The organism is Acidaminococcus sp., assembly GCF_057597765.1.
Map to the genome: position 1 here is coordinate 17,263 of NZ_DBMBXK010000001.1, position 21,414 is coordinate 38,676.

Sequence of the window (21,414 nt, forward strand, 5' to 3'; positions counted from 1 at the left end):
CGTCAGCCGTTCATCGTCCGTCAGGACGGTGGTGGGGTCCGGCCAGCGGCCCCGTTCTTCACTCTGCACTGGCTGTCATTTCCTTCAGACACTGTCCCACTTCCGCGGTGACTTTCTCCAGGTCGATGGTGGTCAGTTCTCCTTTGCGCAGCAGGATGTTTCCGTCCACCAGCACCGTGTCCACGTCCGCGGAGGACCCGGCATACACCAGAAGGGACGTGCGGTCGTGCCGGGGGTACCAGGCCGGGGAGGCCATGTTGTAGAGCACCACATCCGCCTTCTGGCCCACTTCCAGTTTCCCCAGGTTTTTCAGGCCCACAGCTTCCGCCCCCATCCAGGTGCCCATGGCAAGGGCCTGGGAAGCCGGTACCGCCTTGGGATCCCCGGACTGGGTCTTGGCCAGCATGGCCGCCAGCCGGACTTCTTCCAGCATGTCCAGATTGTTGTTGCTGCTGGCCCCGTCGGTGCCCAGACCTACGGTGATGCCCTTTTCCAGCATCCGGGCCACAGGAGCGATGCCGCTGGCCAGTTTCAGGTTGCTCTGGGGGTTGTGGGCCACCCGGACCTGGTGCCGGGCCATAATGTCCATATCCTCCTCATCCACATGGACACAGTGGGCCGCCAGGGTCCCTCCGTCGAACATCCCCAGTTCTTCCATCAGGGCAATGGGGCTCTTGCCGTACTGTTTCCGGCAGTCCGCCACTTCCCCGGCGGTTTCCGAAAGATGCATGTGGATCTCCGCTCCCAGTTCCCGGGCCCGGGCGATGACGGATTTCAGATAATCCGGGCTGCAGGTGTACGGGGCATGAGGACCGAACATCACGGTGATCCGTCCGTTCTGGGCCCCGTTCCAGGTCTTGTACAGCTGCGTGTTCTCCTCCAGACGGGCGGCCCCGTCTGCCACGCTGCTGCCGGTGAGACCCCGGGACAGTACTGCCCGGATGCCGCTGTCCGCTGCAGCCTTGGCAGTTTCTTCCATAAAGAAATACATGTCGGCGAAACAGGTGGTGCCGGTGCGGATCATTTCCGCGATCCCCAACAGGCTCCCCCAGTACACCGCCCGGCCGTCCAGTCTGGCTTCCAGGGGCCAGATCCGGTTCTGGAGCCAGTCCATCAGGGCCATGTCGTCGGCATAGCTGCGGAACAGGGTCATGGCCACATGGGTATGGGCGTTCACCCACCCGGGCACCGCCAGGTGATTCCGTCCGTCGATCACTTCCCGGCCTGCCACCGGTTCTGTGCCCACATACCCGATGGTGCTGCCGTTGATCCCGATGTTGAACAGGGTCCCGTCCCCGGGATCTGTCAGTTCCACATTCTGCAATACGATATCATATACCATGTCCAGCGTCATTCCTCCTTTTTGTCCCCGCCGAAAGCCTCCAGCCGGAAGCCCCCGTATTCCTGCAGGGCCTGGGCGCAATGGCAGCTGTGGGTCAGAGGCCCGTCATCCTGCACATAGGCTTCGATCACGGACAGGATCTGCTTTCCCAGCTTCTCCATGGCTTCCGTCACTTCTTCGTGGGACAGGGCCCGGGCCGCCAGCCCGGAACCCATATTGGTGACCACGGAACAGTTGGCGTAGCAGATTTCCGCTTCCCGGGCCAGTACCGCTTCCGGCATGTTGGTCATCCCGGCCACGTCCCCGCCCATGGCTCCATACATCCGCACTTCCGCCGCCGTTTCGTACCGGGGCCCTTCCGTCACCACATAGGTCCCCTGTTTGCTGTGCCGGAGCCCCAGTTTCACCAGGCAGCGGATCAGCCGTTCCCGGAGAGCCGGGCAGTAGGGCTGGGCGAAATCCACATGGGCCACCTGGCCGTTCTCCCCGTTGAAGAAGGTGTTCACCCGGCTTTTGGTAAAGTCCAGGATCTGGGTGGTGGCCACAAAAGTCCCCGGAGGCAGTCCCCGGTTCAGGGACCCCACCGCCGTAAAGGACAGGATCTCCGTGACTCCCAGCTTCTTCAGGGCGAAAATGTTGGCCCGGTAGTTGATCTTGTGGGGCGGGACACTGTGGTCCAGGCCGTGCCGGGCCAGGAAATAGATCTCATGGCCGGCGGCGGTCCCCTTCAGGCAGTGAGCCTGGCCGAAGGGCGTATCCACCGTTAAGGCGGTGAGCCGGCCGAAGGAGGACGCATCCTCCACCCCGGTGCCGCCGATGATGCCGATTTTCCGCAATTGGAATCACCTCGCTCAGTTTGATGGTTCAACAAAGGAAAGCAGGTCTCCCAGGGACCGGATCACATAATCCGGCTGAATGAACCGGTCGAAGAATTCCTGCCGGAATGAGGTCCAGCCCACCTTCACCGTCTGGCAGCCGGCTTTGTGGCCGCTGACCAGGTCATAGGGGCTGTCTCCCACACAGAGGCAGTCCTCTCCGGCAAGGCCCAGCAGTTCCAGGCCCTTTTCCATAGGTTCCGGGTCCGGCTTGTGGGCGCTGCATTCCTGGCACCCGATGATGCCGTCGATGCAGTCTTCCAGCCCCAGACACCGGAGCCCCCTAAGGCAGCTGGCTTTGAACTTGCTGGTGACAATGGCCATGGGGACCCCGGCCCGGCGCAGGGCAATAAGCCCCTCCTTCACTCCGGGAAAGGGCTGGATCATGGCGTCGTGCCAGGCGGTGTTGTACTGGCGGTAATAAGCCACCATCCGGTCCATCTCTTCCGGATCGGTGCAGCCGGTGATCCCGGCCAGGCCGTCCCGGAGAGGCAGGCCGAAGGTGTTGATGATGGTCTGGTCATCCACCTGATTTGCTGGGACGAAATGGTCCAGTGTCTGGTGGAAGGTGGCCAGGATCAGGGGCGTGGTGTTGGCCAGCGTCCCGTCAAAGTCAAATAAAATTCCCCGTGCAGCCACAGAAAGCCTCCTTCGAACATACTACAACGGTCATTTTACCATGAATCGACAGAAAATTAAAGGATTTTAAAAAGGGGCCGCCGCACTCGCGGCAGCCCCGTCAATGGTCAATGGTCAATGGCCGAAGGAAGCCAAATGCTAAGCATTCGGCGCAGAACATACGGCCCGCCCTTCTTCCCTGGCGGGCAAAAGGAAACGGCGCCGAAAATGGCGGCGCCTAACCCACCACCAGCCTTACGGCTGGTCCCCCGCCCTTGTAAAGGGCGGATATGGCGCATCGGGCTGAAGCCCTGATGCAAAAAAGTCATGGATTTCAGGCGCCAGCGTATATTGCCTCCTGCAGGACCAAGACTGCAGGACTCAAACCATCATTCCGCTTATATATCCGCCCTTTTCAAAGGAGGGATCGCCGCGCGGGCCCAAGACTGCAGGACTCAAACTATTATTCTGCTTATATATCCGCCCTTTTCAAGGGCGGGGGACCGCTGCGCTTGCACAGTGGTGGTGGGTTAGCAGCGTCAGCTGCATTTCCCATCAAAGGAACCTGCCGCCGCAGGTTCCTTCCTTTGGCTGCAGACTGATGCCTAGTGACTGTCAGCTGCTCCCTCCGTGCAGAAGTACCGGTACGGGCACCACTGGCACCCCTCTTTCCTGGCTGGGAACTGTTCTTCTTTGTCCCAGGTCAGCAGATTTTCCAGAAGGGTCTTCAGCTTTTCTTCTTCCCTGGCCCGGTCCTTCAGTTCCCAGCTGCTGCAGTCCTTCAGGAAATGGAGCCTGGCCCAGGCCACTTTCTGTCCCAGGTACAGGGTTTCCGCCGCCAGGGCGTAGATGGTCAGCTGCCGGGTGTACCCCTGCTTTTCTTCCCCGTCCGCCGGAGGATGGCCGGTTTTGTAGTCCACGATCCCCAGCTGTCCCTCCGGCAGGGTCACCAGCCGGTCGATGCTCCCCTGGAAGGTCACTTTCCCCGCTTCCAGGGGGAACAGTTCCAGTTCGAAATCCCGTTCCGCCTGGGCGGGCAGGCCGGCGATTTCCTGGAACAGGGGGCTGGCGCAGTATTTTTCCACCATTTTCCGCCCTTCCCGGAGGAACACCTGCTTTTCTTCCTCCGTCCGGTCCAGCAGGACCAGAGCTTCTTCCAGGGCCTCCTTTTCCGGTTCTTCCTGGAGCAGTTCCAGCACCCGGTGCACATAGGTCCCCAGGTCGATGGCGGAAATCCGGCTGGTGCCGATGCCCACCGTATCCGGGTCGATACCGGGCATGTGCTGGAAATAATGGTAATAGAAGCTCCGGGGACAGTTGTCGTATTCCAGCAGGGCGCTGGCGGACAGTTCCAGGTTCCGGGGCACGGTCACCGGACGGATCCGGTCATAGACTGCCGGATCCAGGACGAAGGTTTCCCCTTCCCCGGCCTGCTGGGTTTCCTCTGCCTCCAGGATTTCCGCCACATCCAGCATCTCCCAGTCCATCTGGTCCCCGTGAGGACCGCCAGGAGCGAACACCCGCTGGAGGGACTGACCCCATTTTTCCTTGTCCGGATCCGGAGCCTTGCTGTTTTCTTTGGTTTCGTCCACATTCACCAGATACAGGTATTTTTCCGCCCGGGTCATGGCCACGTACAGCTGCCGGTGCTTTTCGGCCCGTTCCAGCCGGTGTTTTTCCCCTTTCAGCCGGGTGTATACGGACGTTTCCGCCAGGTTCCCGTCCCCCGGATCCACCCTGACCCCGAATCCCTGGCCGGGGAGGAACTGGATCCCCAGATGGTCCGAAGGATCCTTTTTGGACAGATCCGGCAGGAACACCGCCGGGAATTCCAGCCCCTTGGACTTGTGGATGGTCATGATCTTCACTGCCTCCGGATCTTCCTCCTGGTTGGCGGCGCTTTCCCGGGCGGACAGCTGGCGCATAAGATCCAGCCGGTCCAGGAAATCCCGGGCCGTGAACCCTTCTTCCATAGCCGCCTTCACCCCCAGGGCCCGGAGCTTCCGGAAGTTGGCCAGTTTTTCCCGTCCGCCCCGCTGGGCCAGCAGGGTGGGTTCCACGGCAAAGGCTTCCTGGAAGCCGTCCATCAGTTCCGGCAGGGACTGGAACAGGGCAGTCCGGTGCAGGGTCTCCAGCTTCCGGGACAGGGTCACGAAGGGTTCTTCCAGGCTCTGTTCCAGGCTTTCCCACAGGCTCAGTTCCGGCCAGGGCTTCAGGAGATCCGTCATCTGCCGGTCGCTGATCCCGCAGAAGGGGGACCGGAGGAACCCGGCCAGGGCCCAGTCCTTCCGGGTGTTCAGCAGGAAGGTGAGCAGGTTGATCCAGTCCACCACTTCCTGCCGGTCGTAGAACCCCTTCCCGTCACTGACCTGGGATTTGATTCCCAGGGCGGTGAGGGCTTCCTCATACTGCCGGGACAGGTGGATGGCGGGCAGCAGGATGGCCATCTGGCCGTAGGGGAGCCCGGTATCCTCCCGGAGCTGCCGGATGGCCTGGGCCACATACCGGCCTTCTGCCTGCTGGCATTCCTCCAGGGTGCAGTCCCCCTTCTTCAGCACCGCAAAAACAGGATTCCGGGACGAGGGCTGATGGGGATGGAGGGGCTGGGCGGTCACATCGGACTGGCTGTCGGTGCCCAGAAGGTCGTCAAACAGGGTGTTGCAGGCCCCGATGATCTCCGGCGCCGACCGGAAGTTGTCGTCCATGACAATGTTGTTCCCGCCGGTCTTTCCGATGGCGTCCCGTACCTGACGGAACACGCTTACATCCGCCCCCCGGAACCGGTAGATGGACTGCTTGGCGTCCCCCACCACAAACAGGTTCCGGCCCTGGAGGCTTTGGCTGCTGCCTCCGCTGAGGAGATACACCAGTTTCTTCTGTTCTTCGTTGGTGTCCTGGAATTCGTCCACCATCACATACTTGAACCGGCTCTTGTACCGGAGCAGTACATTGGGCCGTTTTTCCAGAAGGTCCACCGCCTTGGCGGACAGGTACCCGAAACTGTACATTTCTTTGGCTTCCGCCGTATCCAGCAGGGTCTGGCGGAACCGGCCAAGGACGGTTTCCCAGTTCCGGGCCTGCTCCGCCCCCAGTGCATCCAGGGACAGCACCTGGAGCCGGTCCAGGGCGGCTTTGGCCTCCTTTACCAGGTCTTTCACCTTTCCGGCGGCGGAAACGGGTTTTAAGGCAGCAGCAGCCCTGTCATAGCACCCCTCAGCAATCCACTGGTGGATCTCTTCCCGCTGGCCGGCCAGGACTTCCAGCTTTTCCCGGCCTTTGGGGCCTGCCTGGTCCCGGGCTTCCAGCAGGGCATCCAGGGCCCCTTCCGCTGCGATCTTCCCCTCTTCTTCCCCTGCCAGGCTGGCTTCATAGGGGGCGGCCAGACCTCCCGGCAGCGCCAGGATGGCCGGGAGATCATCGATGAGGGCGGTCAGGATCCCCGCCAGACGGTCCGCCGGGTACAGGTCCAACAGGGCCGCCACATCCCCGGCCTGCTGCTGGATTTCCTTCTGGATAAAGGCCTGGGCGGTTTCTTCCCGGAAGGCCCGGATCTGGTATTCTTCCCTGACGGCGAAATCGGGATCCAGGCCGGCTTCCACCGGATTCTCCCGGAGTACCTGGGAACAGAAGCTGTCGATGGTGGTAATGGGGGCCCGGTCCGCCAGCTGGAGCTGTTCCTGCCAGTAGGCCTTTTCTTCCGGATCCAGGGTCTCCGTCAGCCGTTCCAGGATCCCTTTCCGCACCCGTTCCTGCATTTCCCGGGCGGCTTTCCGGGTGAAGGTGATGGCCAGGATTTCCTGGGCAGTGGCCTTCCGTTCCTGGAGGATCTTCAAAAACCGTTCCACCAGCACCCGGGTCTTCCCGGACCCGGCCCCGGCGGACACGGACACGTTCCGGTCCAGGGTGGAGATGGCTTCCTGCTGCTGTGGGGTAAAACTGGCCATGGTATCACTCCTCTTCCTTTTCGATCTCAGTTCTGTGGGGGTTCTCCCCGATCCGGCACAGGTCCCGGGCCGGGCACCAGGCCGGGCATTTTCCTGCAGGCCGGGCAGGGAAACGGCCCTTTCTCATATCCCCCACCGCCTGGTCCACCGCCTTTTGGGCGGCTTCCAGAGCCTGTTTCATTTCCGGGGGACGGGCTTTGGCCATCCAGGGGAAGGCGGTCTTTGCAGCCTTGTCCCAGGCGCCACCCTTCCGGTCCCCGCTGCGCAGGTGCACATAGCCGGCCCCCAGGATCTGCTCTTTGGGCACTTTTCCCAGAGTTTCCAGGGCTTCCAGGTACAGGGGCAGCTGCACCGCCTTTCCCTGGAGGATGTCCTGGCCGGAAGGGGGTGTGCCGGTTTTGTAATCCAGCAGGGTCCAGTTCTTTCCATTGGTATCGATCCGGTCGATCTGGCCGGAGAAATACACCTTTTCCCCGTCGATGGTTTTCACCAGATCCGGCCAGGGGCTGTGCTCCCGTCCAAAGCTCCATTCCACCCGGCCGGGCTTCAGGCCCAGCAGGTCGGCGGCTTCATATTCCATTTCCTTCCGGAGCCAGGCCTTCAGCCATTTCCCGTACCGGTCCCGGAGATGATCCAGAAGAGGACTGTCAGGGATCTTCCCTTCCAGGCAGAGCTTGTGGAACATGTCCCGATAAACCCCATCCAGTTCCTGTTCCAGGGCTTTTCGGTCCAGTCCGGCCAGGCCCTTTCCCAGATGTTTCCCCAGAAAAGCCGCCAGGGTCCGGTGGATCAGGTCCCCCACCACATCCGGCGCAGGGAAGGCACCCTGTTCCACCCAGGGTTCCAGCTTCCACACCTGGCTCACCAGGGCGGCAAAAGGACACTGGAGATATCCCTCCAGGCTGGAGGCGGACAGATGGAGGGGCCGCTTCACCACCCCGGGCACCGTACCGTTCCAGGGGCTGTCCGTCTCTTCCCACCGGCGCTGTTCCGTCCGGGACCGTTCCAAAAAGTCCGGTCCGGCGGCTTCCAGCAGGAAGGCCTTCTCCCGGGGGGCCAGATGGGGCTGTTCCCCCAGGAAATCCACCAGTTGGGCAGCACTGGCACACCGGTCCGGGGTGTTTTCATAGACCGTCACCGGCAGGGCCTCTGTCCCGAAGAAATGGTCCAGTTCAGTGATGTAGGGACTGGGGCCCCCTTCCTCATCCCGGTACCAGCTGAGGTGGAGTTCCCGGCCGGCCAGGGCCACGGCGGACCCGAAAAAGTACCGGTCCGTATCCAGGGCCCGGGCGGTCAGGCTCAGTTCCAGGCCCAGGGCATTCAGTTCTCCCCGTTCCTGGTCGCTGTAGAGCCAGCTTTCCCGTTTCACCGCCGGGAACAGCCCTTCCCGGACACCCAGGATGTACACGTAGGGAAAGGATACTCCCTGGATTTCCCCGGCTTCCAGCACCGGCACCCCCTGAGGTTCCCCGGGGGTCAGGGGCAGTTTGCCCTGGTCCAGGGAATCTTTCCAGAATTTCTGCACCAGGTCCAGACTGATTTCTTCATCTGCTTTTCCCAGTTGTTCCCAGGTCTTCACCAGGCTGTCCAAAGTCTTCCGGACGAAATCCTCCGTTTTGGCCAGCACCTTCACCTGGGCCAGGTCCACCTTCCCCTCCTGGTGGAGTTTTCCCCAGGCCAGGGCCAGCTGCCATCCATCCAGTTTTTCCGTAAGGGCGTCCCGCCATTCTTTCGGGGTATGGGAGGCCTGGAGGAAGTCCGTCAGGGTCCAGAAATCCGTATCTACCAGTTCCTTCCGCTGGATATGGGACAGGAGGCTGCCGGCGGTGGGAAAATATTCCTGGGTGTACAGCAGGTCCAGTTTTTCCCGGTCCGTCCGGTACAGTACTTCCATCAGGGGACACCGGAACAGGGCCTGCCATTGGGCCAGGTCCCACTTTTCTTTGGCCGCTGCCAGCAGCTTGGTGAAGAAATCCGTGAGAGGCTGGCTTTTCAGGTCCGCCGCCTGGGGCAGCCGGCAGGGGATCCCGTATTCAGCAAAGGACCGGACCAGACCCTGGTAATCCGCCAGTTTCCGGACCAGCACCAGGATTTCCTCCGGCTTCACTCCCTGCTGGAGCCGTTCTTTAATGGACGCAAGGGCCAGACGGATTTCCTGTTCCTGGCTCACCCCTTCCCCCAGGTGGATGTGGGGCGCCCCGGTATCCGTCCGGGCTCCCGGCTTCCAGTCCCGGGTCAGGGCAGCCAGGTCTTCCGGCTTTTCTGTCACCGGTTCTTCCTGGACCGGAAGGAATCCGTCCCCCAGCAAATCCCCGTAGATTTTTTCCGTCACCTGGCTCAGTTCCGGCCGTTTGGGATCATAAAACAGGCCCACTTCCACTTCGCAGCAGTGTCCCAGGGCCCGGAGCAGCCGGAGCTGGACCGGGGTGAACTGGTAGAATTCGCTGAAGAAGCATTTTTCCCAGGGCACGGTGCCTCCCTGTTCCAGTACTTCCGCCGCCCGGGCGTATTCCTGGGACAGGTCTTCCAGGCGCCGCTCCCGGACTTTGCTGCTGTACACCAGATACAGCTTGGCCAGGTCCATGTCTTTGTTCCGGAGTGCTCCCTCCCGGTTCCAGTTCAGCAGCACCTGCTGATAAGTGGCCGGGTCCAGATCATCCCGGGAAAATTCGTCGAACAGGGTCAGCAGGCTGTCCCGGAACCCGTCCTTCCCCACCAGGGAGGAAAAGTAGGACAGCTGCCCCTTGAGATAGTCCAGGGTGTCTTCCAGGATCTTTTTCTGGGCAGGCCGGGTGATCCGGGTGAATTCCGTTTCCGCCCGGTTCCACCGGAGGATTTCCCGGGGCAGGGCATCCAGGATGGCAGCCCGGACCGCCCCGGTTTCCCGGACCTTCTGGAAGAAGTACCGGTTGGGCACCAGAAACAGGGCCGCCCCGTAAGGCAGCTCCCGGGCCGCGGCTATGAACCGGTCTCCCATGGATTCCCCCAGCTGGAGGCAGTGAAGGATGTTGGACATGATTGGCTCCTTTCGGTAAAAGGGGCTGTTGCAAAAGCAACAGCCTCCTTTTCAGGTCTCGGGTCTCGAGTCATGAGTCTCGGGCCACTGGATAGAACCTGTCCTTTGGCCAGGTTCTTTTTATTGTGTATCACTGTGTATAACCGTAGGGGGCGCAGGCCCGGCGCCCCGCAAAATGCGCAGATCATCGATGATTTGGCGGGCTGCCCGGCGTGCAGCCCCTACGGTACCGATTTACACGTTCAAAAATATGGGGCGCATGAGGCTGGTTCACCGTGGAAACGTCAGTGCGAAGATCCGGATCTCCACCAGCCGGGTCTGGGCGTTCCGGACGAAGGCCAGGATTCCCAGGGTGTTCCCGTCGATGGGAGCCAGTTTGGCGCAGTTCAGGTTGTCTCCCAGCACCTTGGAACTGTTCAGGGTCCCCAGGTACTGTCCCTCCCGAGTCCAGAACTTCAGGGTGAACCCGTCGATGACCACCAGATAATGGTCCAGCACCGCCATATCGATCAGGTTGTAGATGGAATCCTTATCCGTCTGGATGGGACTGCCAAAGCTCCGGAGAGCCTTGCCCCTGCTGTTGAAAGCTTCCACCATATTCAGGCCGTTGGGCTTGATCCGTCCGCCCCCGAAAATGGTTCCGTCTTTCGTGATCCGCACCTGGGTCAGGCCTCCTGCAAAAGGTTTGGCCCGGTTGTGGAGGAAGGCGGGCTTGTTCTTTTCAAAGGCTCCGTCATGGTACTCCGCCAGGGTGAAATTGTCGTTGCCGTACAGATAGGCCTGTTCCCCACTGGGCAGAAAGGCCACCCGGGTAGCGGTGGTGTTCCCCTTCAGGCTGATGATGTCGTTCCCGTCCCGGAGGGTGTGGAGCCCCTTCTTCACATACACAATGTCCCCGTTCCCGGCAATGTTCACGCTCAGGACCATTTTATCCGGGATGGTGTAAGTACCCTTTTTCCCGAAGCTCCGGAGAGGGAACAGGCTCCCCTCTTTCCGTTCATAGGCCTGGACCGCCGTGCTGTCCCCGTCCTGGCTCCGGAGGGCCAGATAGAACCGGTCGTCCCGGATCACGAAGCTGAGGATCTTGTCCACATCGTAGCTGGTGATTTCCGGGGTATTGAACCGCTGGAGCTGGAGCCCTATTTTTCCCAGTTCCACCTGGCGCACCGGCTGGGGTTTCAAATGGACGATGCGCATCTCGATGTCCGTCCGGTAATTGTACCCCACCACCCCCAGGATCACCAAAAGGGTCAGTACCAGAAAGGGCAGTTTGGACCGGATCCAGGACCGTTTCTTCTTTTCCTCCGTCATGGACAAAAAAAGCCTCCTTTGTTTCATTCCTATCAGTATACCATGGGGCTGTTGCGTGGGCAACAGGAAGGGAGTGACGAGGTATGTGTCAACAAGTTCTCGGTGAACCCTTCATCACAGTATAGTTATTCGTTCATGGGGCCGAAAGCGCAGAGTGAAGAGCACAGAACCGTAGGAGCCGCCCAGAAGGCAAAAAGCTTCTATACTCTTCCATCCGCGAAAGCGCTCCGCCGGGAGGGCAGACCCGTTCGTCCCTGGCGGGAGGCTCACAGCCTATCGCCTTGCCCTTTCGGTCAAAGGCTGCGGCTACGGACCAGGAAACCGGACTCTATCGCCCGCGTGCTCCACCCCAGGAGCGACAACACCCGATGTTGTCCCGCCGACTCCTCCTGGGCCTGCCCTCCCGGCTCCCGAATAATCGATGTATACTCGTACAAAGTACCAGCAAGGCCGGAGGCCAAGTCCGCCCTGCAGGGGCGGGGGACCGGGCTTGCCCGGTGGTGGGGGCATGAGGTCCTGAAAGGACCGAATACCTTGGCGAGGGAACGGACTCAGCGGTTGGAAATGCAGCAATGGAAACTGTAGACCCAGAGGCCTTGCTCCTACCCGTACACTCCATTGTTGTCTGCCGGACCTGCAAAATATCGGCTGTCGCCGATGCCCCCACCACCGTGCTCCGCACGGTCCCCCGCCCCTCCCTGGGCGGACATTGTGTCCGTTCCCATCACCAGTTTAGTGCTGCGGCCAAGTGTCCCATGGAACTGCTGCTGGGTCTGTAATTGGCAATGCTGCATTGATGAGTACCTGCATAGGGTGCCAGGGCAACTCCTTCCTGTCAATGGTCAACAGTCAGCGGCCGTTGACGATGGCTTGCCGTCTATCCGGCCATCCATCCCATTACCGCTGCACACAAGATCCGCACCGCACACACGGGCAGCCCTCTTTGGAACAGGGTGGCCGTATCCAGGCCGGCGCCGCAGGGAATGGCCCGGATGCCGGTGGGCAGCAGAAAAGCTCCGTTGAACCCCATCACCGCCGCCATCCAGTAGGGCAGCAGGGGCAGGCCGGCACTCTGGGTGTAGGTGATCACCAGGGGCACCGTCAGGGCCGAAGAGATGGTGATGCTGGACACTTCGGACAGAAAGGCCCCCAAAAGGACGATTCCCGCCACCAAAGGCAGCCCCGGCGCCGGGGCCATTTCCCCCACCCACCGGGCCAGCCGGCCGTTGGCTCCTGAGGCTTCCAGCAGATCCCCCATGGCCAGGCCTCCGGCGAAGAGGATCAGTACGCCCCAGATCATGTGCTGCTGGGCATAGTTCCAGGTGAGCAGGGGCTTTCCGTCCTTTCCATTGATAAAGAACAACAGGAACCCCAGGCTCCCGTACAGATAGGCCGGCTGGAGCCCGGGCAGCACAGGGGCATACAAAGGCCGGAGAAAGGACCCTGCCAGGGCCAGGCCGAACAGTCCCAGGCAGATTTTTTCATCCCGGCTCATGGCCCCCAGCCGCCGGCATTCCGCCAGGAAGTATTCCCGGGTGCCCTGGAGCCGGCTCACCGGGTCCTTCTGGAGCAGCTGGACCCCCAGGGTGGCCGCGGTGGCTGTTCCCAGATAGGGCAGGAAGGCTCCGAACCACCGGGTGAACAGGAATTCCTCTCCGGTGGCCTGCTGGTACAGGGCAGCGGCGATTACGTCCATGGCGCCTCCCACCGGAGTCCCCACCCCTCCCACCACGGAACCGAACACAATGGCGCAGAGGATGGGCCCCGCTGCCGGGTCGCTGCCCCGGTACCCGGCAGCCTTCAGCATGGCCAGGGCCGTGGGGGTGAACACGGCTACCACCACCGCATTGGGCAGCACGATAGAAAACAGGGTGGCCGCCAGGAACCATACGGTGATCTGGCTTTTCATGGAAGGGCCGATAAAGGCCAGGCACCGGAGGGCGATCCGGTGGTCCAGGCCGATTTTTTCCCAGGGGAGGGTCAGCAGGGTGGCGGCAAACAGCAGGACGATGCTGCTGGAAGCGTACTGGGCCAGCAGATGGTCCATGGGCGCCAGGCTTAGAAAGGCATTGGCCACCACCGGCACCAGGGCCGTCACCGTCAGCCCCACTGGCCGGGTGATCCACCAGAAGATCATCCACAGGGACACTCCCAGAGCCCAGGCCCCGCCGGCCCCAAAGGTCCCTGCCAAAACCCACCGGCAGAGCAAAAGCAGCCCGGGCCCCAGCCCCAGGCAGATCCGTTTCTTCATGACCCTTCCCCCCTTTTGGTTGATAGGTTCATTATAGCATGGTAAAATGGAAAATATTCTACTATAAAGGAAGCTTTTGCATCTATGGATACTACCCTTTCCCTTTGGGAAGACAAAACTGAAATCACGGTGGAGGAACTGGCGGCCCTGGCCCCGGAACAGGTGTTCCTGGCGGATATCCGGGACCCGGCGGCTTTTGACCGGGGCACGGTGCCCGGCGCCGTGAACCTGAACCCCCTGGAACTCCAGGCAGGCAGCGTGGACCTGCCGGAAGACAAACTGATCGTCCTGCTCTGCATGTGGGGAAAAATCAGCCTGGGCCTTGCCGCCAACCTCCGGGACCAGGGCTGGACCGCCGTTTCCCTTCAGGGGGGCTATTCCCTTTGGCTCCAGAAGAAGCTGGAACGGGAGAACGCCCTGGCGGCGGAAGATTCCCAGCGGCTGAAACGGATCGAATCCTCCCTGCGCCGGAAGTACAAACGGCGGATCTCCAGCAAATTCGTCCAGGCCATCTGCGATTATGACATGATCCAGCCCGGAGACAGGATCGCCGTGTGCATTTCCGGGGGCAAGGATTCCATGCTCATGGCCAAACTGTTCCAGGACCTGAAGCGCCACAACAAGATCCCCTTTGACCTGGTGTTTTTGTGCATGGACCCGGGATACAATGAAATGAACCGGAAGATCATCGAGGAAAACGCCAAACTGCTCCAGGTGCCCCTGACCTTCTTTTCCACCAACATTTTCGAATCCGTGTTCCATGTGGAGGATTCTCCCTGCTACCTGTGCGCCAAAATGCGCCGGGGGTACCTGTACCGGAAGGCCCGGGACCTGGGATGCAATAAGATCGCCCTGGGCCACCATTTCGACGATGTGATCGAGACCAATCTTATGAGCATGCTCTATTCCGGCGCCATCCGCACCATGCTCCCCCGGCTGAAAAGCACCAGCTGCCCGGGGATGGAGCTGATCCGGCCCCTGTACTATGTACGGGAAGCCGACATCAAAAGCTGGCGGGACGAAAACGGCCTGTACTTCATCCAGTGCGCCTGCAAGTTCACCGAAACCTGCTCCACCTGCCACACCGACGGCACCACCGATTCCAAGCGGCTGGAAGTGAAGAAGCTCATTGCCGCCCTGGCGGAAAAGAACCCCCAGGTCCCCGCCAACATCTTCCACAGCCTGGAAAACGTGAACCTGGACACGGTACTGAAGTACAAGGAAAAAGGAAAGGAACATTCGTTTTTGGAGGACATGTAAAAAAAGAGGCTGCTGCGCATGCAACAGTCTCTTTTTTGTCAGCGGTCAACGGCCGACTGTCTTCCAACAGTTAATGTCCGTATAGACACTGTCACCACACCCATCCGGAACCTCCCCCTTCCCTACAGCGTCCATATAGAGTATACTTAATGGTAAGATAAGGGAAGGAAAACAACTGTATGGAAATTTTATTTTTAGGTACAGGCCATGCCATCTCCACCCGGTGCTACAACACCTGCTATGTCCTGCGCCAGAATGAACGTTACCTGTTGGTGGACGGGGGCGGCGGCAACGGGATCCTGCGCCAGCTGAAGCGGGCCCGGCTGCCCTGGCAAAAGATCAAGGACATCTTTGTCACCCACCGGCATATGGACCATGTGCTGGGGGTCTTCTGGGTAATCCGGATGATCGTGAAGGCCATGAAACGGGGCACCTATGTGGGAGAAGCCCGGATCTACGGCCACGATGAGGTGATCACCCTGCTCCGGAGCACGGCCCGGCTGCTGCTGGACCCGGGAGACCTGAAATACCTGGACACCCGGCTCCACTTCATCACCGTGGAAGACGGAGAGACCCGGAAGATCCGGGGCTGGGACGTGACCTTTTTCGACATCCATTCCACCAAGGCCAAGCAGTTCGGCTATGTATTGGAAAGCAACGGCCACAAACTGGGCTGCTGCGGGGATGAACCCATGAACGACCATAACTTTACCCGGCTCTCCGGCAGCCAGTGGCTCCTCCATGAAGCCTTCTGCCTGTACCGGGACCGGGACCGGTTCCGTCCCTACGAAAAGCACCATTCCACTGTACGGGAAGCCTGTGAAAACGCCGACCGGCTCCAGGTGCCCAATCTGATCCTGTACCACACCGAAGACAACCACCTGCCCCAGCGGAAAGAGCTGTATACCGCTGAAGGAAAGAACTACTACCGGGGAAATCTGTGGGTGCCGGATGATTTGGAACAAATGAAACTGTGGTAAGAAGAGAGGGAAAGGAGGCCTTCTCATGCAGCACAACAGAAAACACGCTCTGCGCTCCAAAGGACAGAACATCATTGAATACGCCCTGATGCTGGCCATTATCGTAGGCATCGGATTCCTGATCTACAGCCAGAACAACTTCGGCCAGAAAATACAGGCCGTATTCGGGAATGCCAACAACCTGCTGGCCACCGTGGAAAAAGAAAGCGACCCGGCGGTGATCCACGACCGGGGCTATGCAGACGCCATGGCGAAAATGCTGAAGGCAGCCATTGCCAAGGGGACGGTTCAGCTTGACAGAGGAGCCACCGTGGGCATCTATGCCCAGAATGCCAACAACGGGAACGCCGATGGTTACCACATCAACGGCCTGGTGGGAAAAACAGGCTCAGTGACAGTCAACGGAAAAAACTATATGGCTAACGGGGGATTTTACGGTTTCTGGAAGTCTGTTGACGGGGAAAAATCCTATACCGGGGCTTCCGTGGACCAGAAAAATGTAGACTGGTACGGCGTGGAAATCACCCGGACAGGGGAAAACTCCTATCAGGTGAAATACCGGGAAGGCACCGGTTACACCAATGAAAATAAAGACGGGTTCCGGCCTTCCGACAGCAACAACTACAAGAAAGAAATCTGGAATCCCTGACGAAAGGACCTGACTGTATGCACTATCCCAACATCACAGCCGGTACCTTCCTTTCCCGGCCCAACCGTTTCATCGCCCAGGTGGAGATTGCCGGGAAGGAAGAAACCTGCCATGTGAAGAACACCGGCCGGTGCCGGGAACTGCTGGTCCCCGGTGCCGCCGTGTACCTTACCGCCAGTGACAATCCCAAACGGAAGACCAAATACGACCTGGTGGCCGTGGAAAAAGGCTCCCGGCTCATCAACATGGATTCCCAGGCTCCCAACAAGGTGGTCCAGGAATGGCTGGAACAGGGAGGCCTCCCCGGCCTGACCAAAATCCAGCCCGAATTCCGGTACGACCAGTCCCGGTTCGACTTCTACCTGGAACAGGGGGACAGGAAATCCTTCCTGGAAGTGAAGGGCGTCACCCTGGAAGAAGACGGGGTGGTCCGTTTTCCCGATGCCCCCACCGCCCGGGGTGCCAAGCACCTCCACGAACTGATCCGGGCGGCGGAAGAAGGCTACGGAGCCTATGTGTTCCTGGTGATCCAGATGGCAGATGTGGACCATTTCGAACCCAACCGGAAAACCGACCCGGATTTCGCCCAGGCCCTCCAGGAAGCCCGAAACAAAGGAGTGACCCTCCTGGCCTACGATTGTAACGTAACCCCGGGGACCCTGGAGATCGGGAAGCAGGTGGAGATTGTGTTGTAAAAAAATGTGGGGTGCTGCACAAAACGTGCAGCACCCCACATTTTTTTATTTCTGTCCGATCGCCCGGTTGATGGCATTGACGATGCCCAACAGGGATGCGGTGTTGATATTGGGATGGATGCCCACACCGAAAATGTGGTTTCCGTCCGGTTTCTTCAGTTCGATGTAGGAAATGGCCTTGGAATTGGACCCCTGGCTGATGGCGTGTTCGTGATAGTTGATGAACTCGAACCCGTCCACCCCGATCTTGTTCAGGGCATTGAAGAAGGCATCGATGGGCCCGTTCCCGTTGCCGGTCACGTGCATCACCGTACCGTCGGCCTTCACATCCCCTTCGAAGATGGTGCTGGTATCCTCATCCCCTTCGTGGTTGTCGTACACCTTGTGGGCTCCCAGTTCGAACTTGCCCTTATAGTCCACATACTTTTTGTTGAACAGTTCCACGATCTGGCTGGCGCTCAGTTCGTCCCCGTATTCATCGGCGGCTTCCTTCACCATATGGCCGAATTCCGGATGCATTTCTTTCGGCAGGTAATACCCCACTGCCTGCTGCATTACAAAGGCGGCGCCGCCCTTGCCGGACTGGCTGTTGATCCGGATCACCGGTTCATATTCCCGGTGGATATCCGCCGGGTTGATGGGCAGATAGGGAACTTCCCAGTACCGGCTGTTGGTATCTGCCATGTACTTGAAGCCCTTCCGGATGGCATCCTGATGGGATCCGGAGAAAGCGGTGAAGACCAGTTCCCCGGCGTAGGGATGACGAGATTCCACTTTCATCTTGGTGACGCTTTCGCAGATCCGTTTGATCCGGTTGATGTGGGAGAAGTCCAGCTGGGGATCCACATTGTGGGTGTACATGTTGAGGGCCAGGGTGACGATGTCCACGTTCCCGGTCCGTTCCCCGTTGCCGAACAGGGTCCCTTCCACCCGGTCCGCACCGGCCATCATGGCCAGTTCCGTGGCGGCCACCCCTTCGCCCCGGTCATTGTGGGGATGGACACTGATAATGGCCCGGTCCCGGTCCTTCAGGTGCCGGATGAAGTATTCAATCTGGTCCGCATAGGTGTTGGGGGTGGACATTTCCACCGTAGAAGGCAGGTTGATGATCACCGGTTTTTCCTTGGTGGCTCCCAGGGTATCCATCACCGCTTCACAGATTTCCACCGCATAGTCGGTTTCCGTGCCGGTGAAGCTTTCGGGAGAATATTCGTACCGGATGTTCATGCCGCTTTTGGCGATTTCCTTTTCCGTCAGTTCCCGGATCAGTTTGGCCCCGTCCACGGCAATCTTGGTGATTCCTTCCATGTCCTTCCGGAACACGATTTTCCGCTGGAGGGTGGAAGTGGAGTTGTAGAAGTGGATGATCACGTTCTTGGCGCCCTTCACCGCTTCAAAGGTCTTTTTGATCAGTTCCGGACGGGCCTGGACCAGGACCTGGATGGTCACGTCATCGGGGATGTAGTTGTCCTCGATCAGGGTCCGGAGGATTTCATATTCCGTATCAGAAGCGGAAGGGAACCCTACTTCGATTTCCTTGAAACCGATCTTCACCAGGGTGGTGAACAGCAGCAGCTTCTCTTCCAGCTGCATGGGGGTCACCAGGGCCTGGTTCCCGTCCCGCAGGTCCACGCTGCACCAGATGGGGGGCTTGGTGATGGTCTTGTCCGGCCAGGTACGGTCCGGCAGGCTGACTCCCTGGAAGGGAATGTACTTTTTAATGGGCTTATGCATAATGAATTCCTCCTTGGATTTTCGAGGCGGTCATAAAAAAATCCCCGCCCCCTGTTTTCTCTAGGGGCGAGGCAAATAATTCCACGCTGTACCACCCTGATTCAGCCAGCCAAAAAGCCGGCCCTTTCACCTCTTACTCAAGCAAGTATAAGGCTAAGGTCTGTAACGGGACCTCCCGTTCCGGACTACTTATCACCCGGACGACTCTGGAACCAGTTATCATTCAGAAGCGAACTATCGACTCCCAGCAAATGTCGACTCTCTGTGAATTCCCTTTCTGATCTTCTTTCCTTCGCAGTCATTGTTGGTTACACTTTTGAACTTGATGGTGCTTATTATAGAGCCTTTTATAATGGCTGTCAACAGTTTTGTGGAAAAATGTTTAAAAAAAATAGGTGCTGTTGCATAAGCAACAGCACCCTCCCCATCAATGATGAAACAGCCGTACTCCCGTCATGGCCATGGCGATGTTGTATTTGTCGCAGGTGGCAATTACATTGTCGTCCCGGATGCTGCCGCCGGTCTGGGCGATGTATTCCACCCCGCTCCGGTGGGCCCGTTCAATGTTGTCCCCAAAGGGGAAGAAGGCGTCGGAACCCAGGGCTACCCCGGTGTTCTTGGCAATCCAGGCCTTCCGTTCTTCCCGGGTCATGGGTTCCGGTTTTTCCGTAAAGAAGTTTTCCCATACCCCGTCAGCCAGCACATCTTCCCAGTCGTCAGAAGTGTACACGTCGATGGTGTTGTCCCGGTCCGGTTTCCGGATATCCGCCCGGAAGGGCAGGTTCAGCACCTTGGGGCTCTGGCGCAGCCACCATTTGTCCGCTTTGTCCCCGGCCAGACGGGTGCAGTGGATCCGGGACTGCTGGCCGGCGCCCACGCCGATGGTCTGGCCGTCCTTCACATAGCATACGGAGTTGGACTGGGTGTATTTCAGGGTGATCATGGCGATCAGCAGATCCCGCCGGGCTGCTTCCGGGATTTCCTTGTTCTTCGTAGGCCGGTTCTGGAGCAGGTCTTCCGTAATATGGTCGTTGTTCCGTTTCTGTTCAAAGGTGATGCCGAAGACCTGCTTGGTTTCCAGTTCTTCCGGTTCATAGGCCGGGTCGATCTGGATCACATTGTATTTGCCCTTTTTCTTGGCGGACAGGATTTCCAGGGCTTCCGGTTCGTACCCGGGCGCAATGACCCCGTCGGACACTTCATGCTGGAGCACCAGGGCGGTGGATTTGTCGCACACGTCGGACAGAGCCACGAAATCCCCGAAAGAACTCATCCGGTCCGCCCCGCGGGCCCGGGCATAGGCACTGGCCAGAGGGGACAGGTCCATGCCTTCCACGCTGTAGATCTTCTTCAGGGTATCCGTCAGAGGCAGGCCCACAGCCGCTCCGGCCGGGCTTACATGTTTGAAGGAAGCAGCTGCCGGCAGACCGGTGGCTCTCCGCAGTTCCCGCACCAGCTGCCAGCTGTTGAAGGCATCCAGGAAGTTGATGTACCCGGGTCTGCCGTTGAGCACCGTAATGGGCAGGTCCGCCCCGCTCTGCATATAGATCCGGGCCGGGATCTGGTTGGGATTGCAGCCATACTTCAGTTTCAGTTCTTTCATGAAAGATTCCTCCTTAAGGTCAAAAGAAAAAGCCGACCCCGGGCCACAGCAGGTGCCCAGACGGTCGGCATTCTACGACCATGCTCCCTGTGGGTAAACCCACTTCCGTCAGTCACATGATCTGTCCGTTTCATTATAGCATTGTCAGCGGGAAATGGTCAAGAAGGGGTCACAGCCCGCAGCCGGGTCCTTCATTCCCCCTTCACCCCCGTCCCGTCGAAGGCCGGGATGAACTGGCTGTCGGCAGAACTGGCTTCCTGGACGAACCCGTCCTCGATGGGGCTCTGGAACAGGTAGTCCTCCACTTCCTGGTATTCTTCTTCGGTCAGGGGCCGGCCGATTTCCGGATACTTTCCCTCTTTGGCCAGGCCGCAGGGCACATACTGGCGCATCAGGCTGAACAGCACCTGACCCGGGCCGAAATTGGACCCCACCCAGTCGATGATCCGCTTGCTGTCTTCCAAAAGCCCCGGCAGGATCATGTGCCGGATGATTACCCCTTTTTTCAGGAGCCCGGTTCCCTCATCCATTTCGTAAGGCCCGGTCTGCCGGAACATTTCCCGGATGGCTGACGTGGCCACGGCGAAATAATTCTTTGCATGGCTGTACCGCCAGGCCGCTTCTTCGCTGACGTATTTCAGATCCGGCAGGTAGATCTGCACCTTCCCCTCCAGCCTCCGGAGGGTCTCCACCTTTTCATAGCCCCCGCAGTTGTACACCACCGGCACCGGCAGCTTCGGCTCCAGGGATTCCAGGATGGTGGGAAGGAAATGGGTGGGAGTCACCAGGTTGATGTTGTGGGCCCCCTGGGCGATGAGATTTCGGTAGATCCGCCGCAGGTCGTCGGCGGTCACTTCCCAGCCCTTTCCCCCGCTGCTGATTTCGCTGTTCTGGCAGAACACGCACTGGAGAGTGCAGCCGGAAAAGAACACCGTGCCGCTGCCTCCGGAGGTGCCGCTGATACAGGGTTCCTCCCAGAGATGCAGGGCCGCCCGTGCTGCCCGGGGCCGCCAGGGCATCCGGCACCACCCCAGCTGCCCGGGGTCCCCGGAAGTCTCCGGCCGTTCCACCCCACATTCATGGGGACAAAGAGTACATTTGGTCATGTTGGGTCCTTTCGTAAAAGATGGGGGCTG

14 protein-coding genes, 1 riboswitch and 1 other annotated feature are annotated in these 21,414 nt (G+C 59.6%); of the genes, 4 read left to right on the top strand and 10 right to left on the bottom strand.

Annotated features, from left to right (window positions below; translation table 11 throughout):
• Positions 1 to 58: 58 nt before the first annotated feature.
• From ACZOF8_RS00085 to ACZOF8_RS00115, 7 genes are all read right to left on the bottom strand, one after another.
• A complete protein-coding gene (locus ACZOF8_RS00085) occupies positions 59 to 1,342 on the bottom strand; it encodes an amidohydrolase (protein WP_022486841.1) in 1,284 nt (427 codons plus the stop codon).
• An 8-nt stretch (positions 1,343 to 1,350) separates the two neighbouring features.
• Positions 1,351 to 2,178: an S-methyl-5'-thioadenosine phosphorylase gene (mtnP, locus tag ACZOF8_RS00090; protein ID WP_022486840.1), complete on the bottom strand. Its 828-nt coding sequence runs from the start codon at positions 2,176 to 2,178 to the stop codon at positions 1,351 to 1,353.
• A 15-nt stretch (positions 2,179 to 2,193) separates the two neighbouring features.
• The gene (locus ACZOF8_RS00095) at positions 2,194 to 2,856 is read right to left on the bottom strand and encodes an HAD-IA family hydrolase (RefSeq protein ID WP_487426397.1); all 663 of its coding nucleotides are present in this window, start codon (positions 2,854 to 2,856) and stop codon (positions 2,194 to 2,196) included.
• A gap of 584 nt (positions 2,857 to 3,440) precedes the next feature.
• Complete coding sequence (locus ACZOF8_RS00100) at positions 3,441 to 6,779, bottom strand: UvrD-helicase domain-containing protein (RefSeq protein ID WP_154487885.1); 3,339 nt, start codon at positions 6,777 to 6,779, stop codon at positions 3,441 to 3,443.
• 4 nt (positions 6,780 to 6,783) lie between these two features.
• On the bottom strand, positions 6,784 to 9,795 hold the full coding sequence (locus ACZOF8_RS00105) for a PD-(D/E)XK nuclease family protein (RefSeq protein ID WP_487426399.1): 3,012 nt from the start codon (positions 9,793 to 9,795) through the stop codon (positions 6,784 to 6,786).
• Between the two features lie 270 nt (positions 9,796 to 10,065).
• Entirely contained in the window at positions 10,066 to 11,106 is a 1,041-nt protein-coding gene (locus tag ACZOF8_RS00110) for a hypothetical protein (RefSeq protein WP_279126975.1), read from the bottom strand.
• Positions 11,107 to 11,983: 877 nt separating this feature from the next.
• Positions 11,984 to 13,357 (bottom strand): SLC13 family permease, encoded by a 1,374-nt coding sequence (locus tag ACZOF8_RS00115; protein ID WP_329777883.1) that lies wholly within the window; start codon positions 13,355 to 13,357, stop codon positions 11,984 to 11,986.
• An 84-nt stretch (positions 13,358 to 13,441) separates the two neighbouring features.
• Between ACZOF8_RS00115 and ACZOF8_RS00120 the strand changes: the two genes are divergently transcribed.
• From ACZOF8_RS00120 to sfsA, 4 genes are all read left to right on the top strand, one after another.
• Positions 13,442 to 14,617, top strand: coding sequence for a PP-loop family protein (locus tag ACZOF8_RS00120; RefSeq protein ID WP_022487204.1), 1,176 nt, complete (start codon positions 13,442 to 13,444; stop codon positions 14,615 to 14,617).
• 179 nt (positions 14,618 to 14,796) lie between these two features.
• Positions 14,797 to 15,597 carry an MBL fold metallo-hydrolase gene (locus ACZOF8_RS00125; protein ID WP_022487203.1) on the top strand — a complete coding sequence of 267 codons (801 nt, stop codon included), beginning with the start codon at positions 14,797 to 14,799 and terminating at the stop codon, positions 15,595 to 15,597.
• A 25-nt stretch (positions 15,598 to 15,622) separates the two neighbouring features.
• Positions 15,623 to 16,246, top strand: coding sequence for a Flp family type IVb pilin (locus ACZOF8_RS00130; protein ID WP_154487888.1), 624 nt, complete (start codon positions 15,623 to 15,625; stop codon positions 16,244 to 16,246).
• Between the two features lie 17 nt (positions 16,247 to 16,263).
• Positions 16,264 to 16,941, top strand: coding sequence for a DNA/RNA nuclease SfsA (gene sfsA / locus ACZOF8_RS00135; RefSeq protein WP_154487889.1), 678 nt, complete (start codon positions 16,264 to 16,266; stop codon positions 16,939 to 16,941).
• Between the two features lie 45 nt (positions 16,942 to 16,986).
• Here sfsA and leuA read toward each other — a convergent pair whose 3' ends face one another.
• From leuA to ACZOF8_RS00150, 3 genes are all read right to left on the bottom strand, one after another.
• Positions 16,987 to 18,675 (bottom strand): 2-isopropylmalate synthase, encoded by a 1,689-nt coding sequence (leuA, locus tag ACZOF8_RS00140; protein WP_487426403.1) that lies wholly within the window; start codon positions 18,673 to 18,675, stop codon positions 16,987 to 16,989.
• 59 nt (positions 18,676 to 18,734) lie between these two features.
• Positions 18,735 to 18,980: a binding site (T-box leader), on the bottom strand.
• Between the two features lie 122 nt (positions 18,981 to 19,102).
• A complete protein-coding gene (locus ACZOF8_RS00145) occupies positions 19,103 to 20,278 on the bottom strand; it encodes a phosphoribosylaminoimidazolecarboxamide formyltransferase (protein WP_022487209.1) in 1,176 nt (391 codons plus the stop codon).
• A gap of 47 nt (positions 20,279 to 20,325) precedes the next feature.
• A riboswitch (ZMP/ZTP riboswitch) is annotated at positions 20,326 to 20,404 on the bottom strand.
• Between the two features lie 65 nt (positions 20,405 to 20,469).
• Positions 20,470 to 21,384: a radical SAM protein gene (locus ACZOF8_RS00150; protein ID WP_487426405.1), complete on the bottom strand. Its 915-nt coding sequence runs from the start codon at positions 21,382 to 21,384 to the stop codon at positions 20,470 to 20,472.
• Positions 21,385 to 21,414 lie beyond the last annotated feature (30 nt).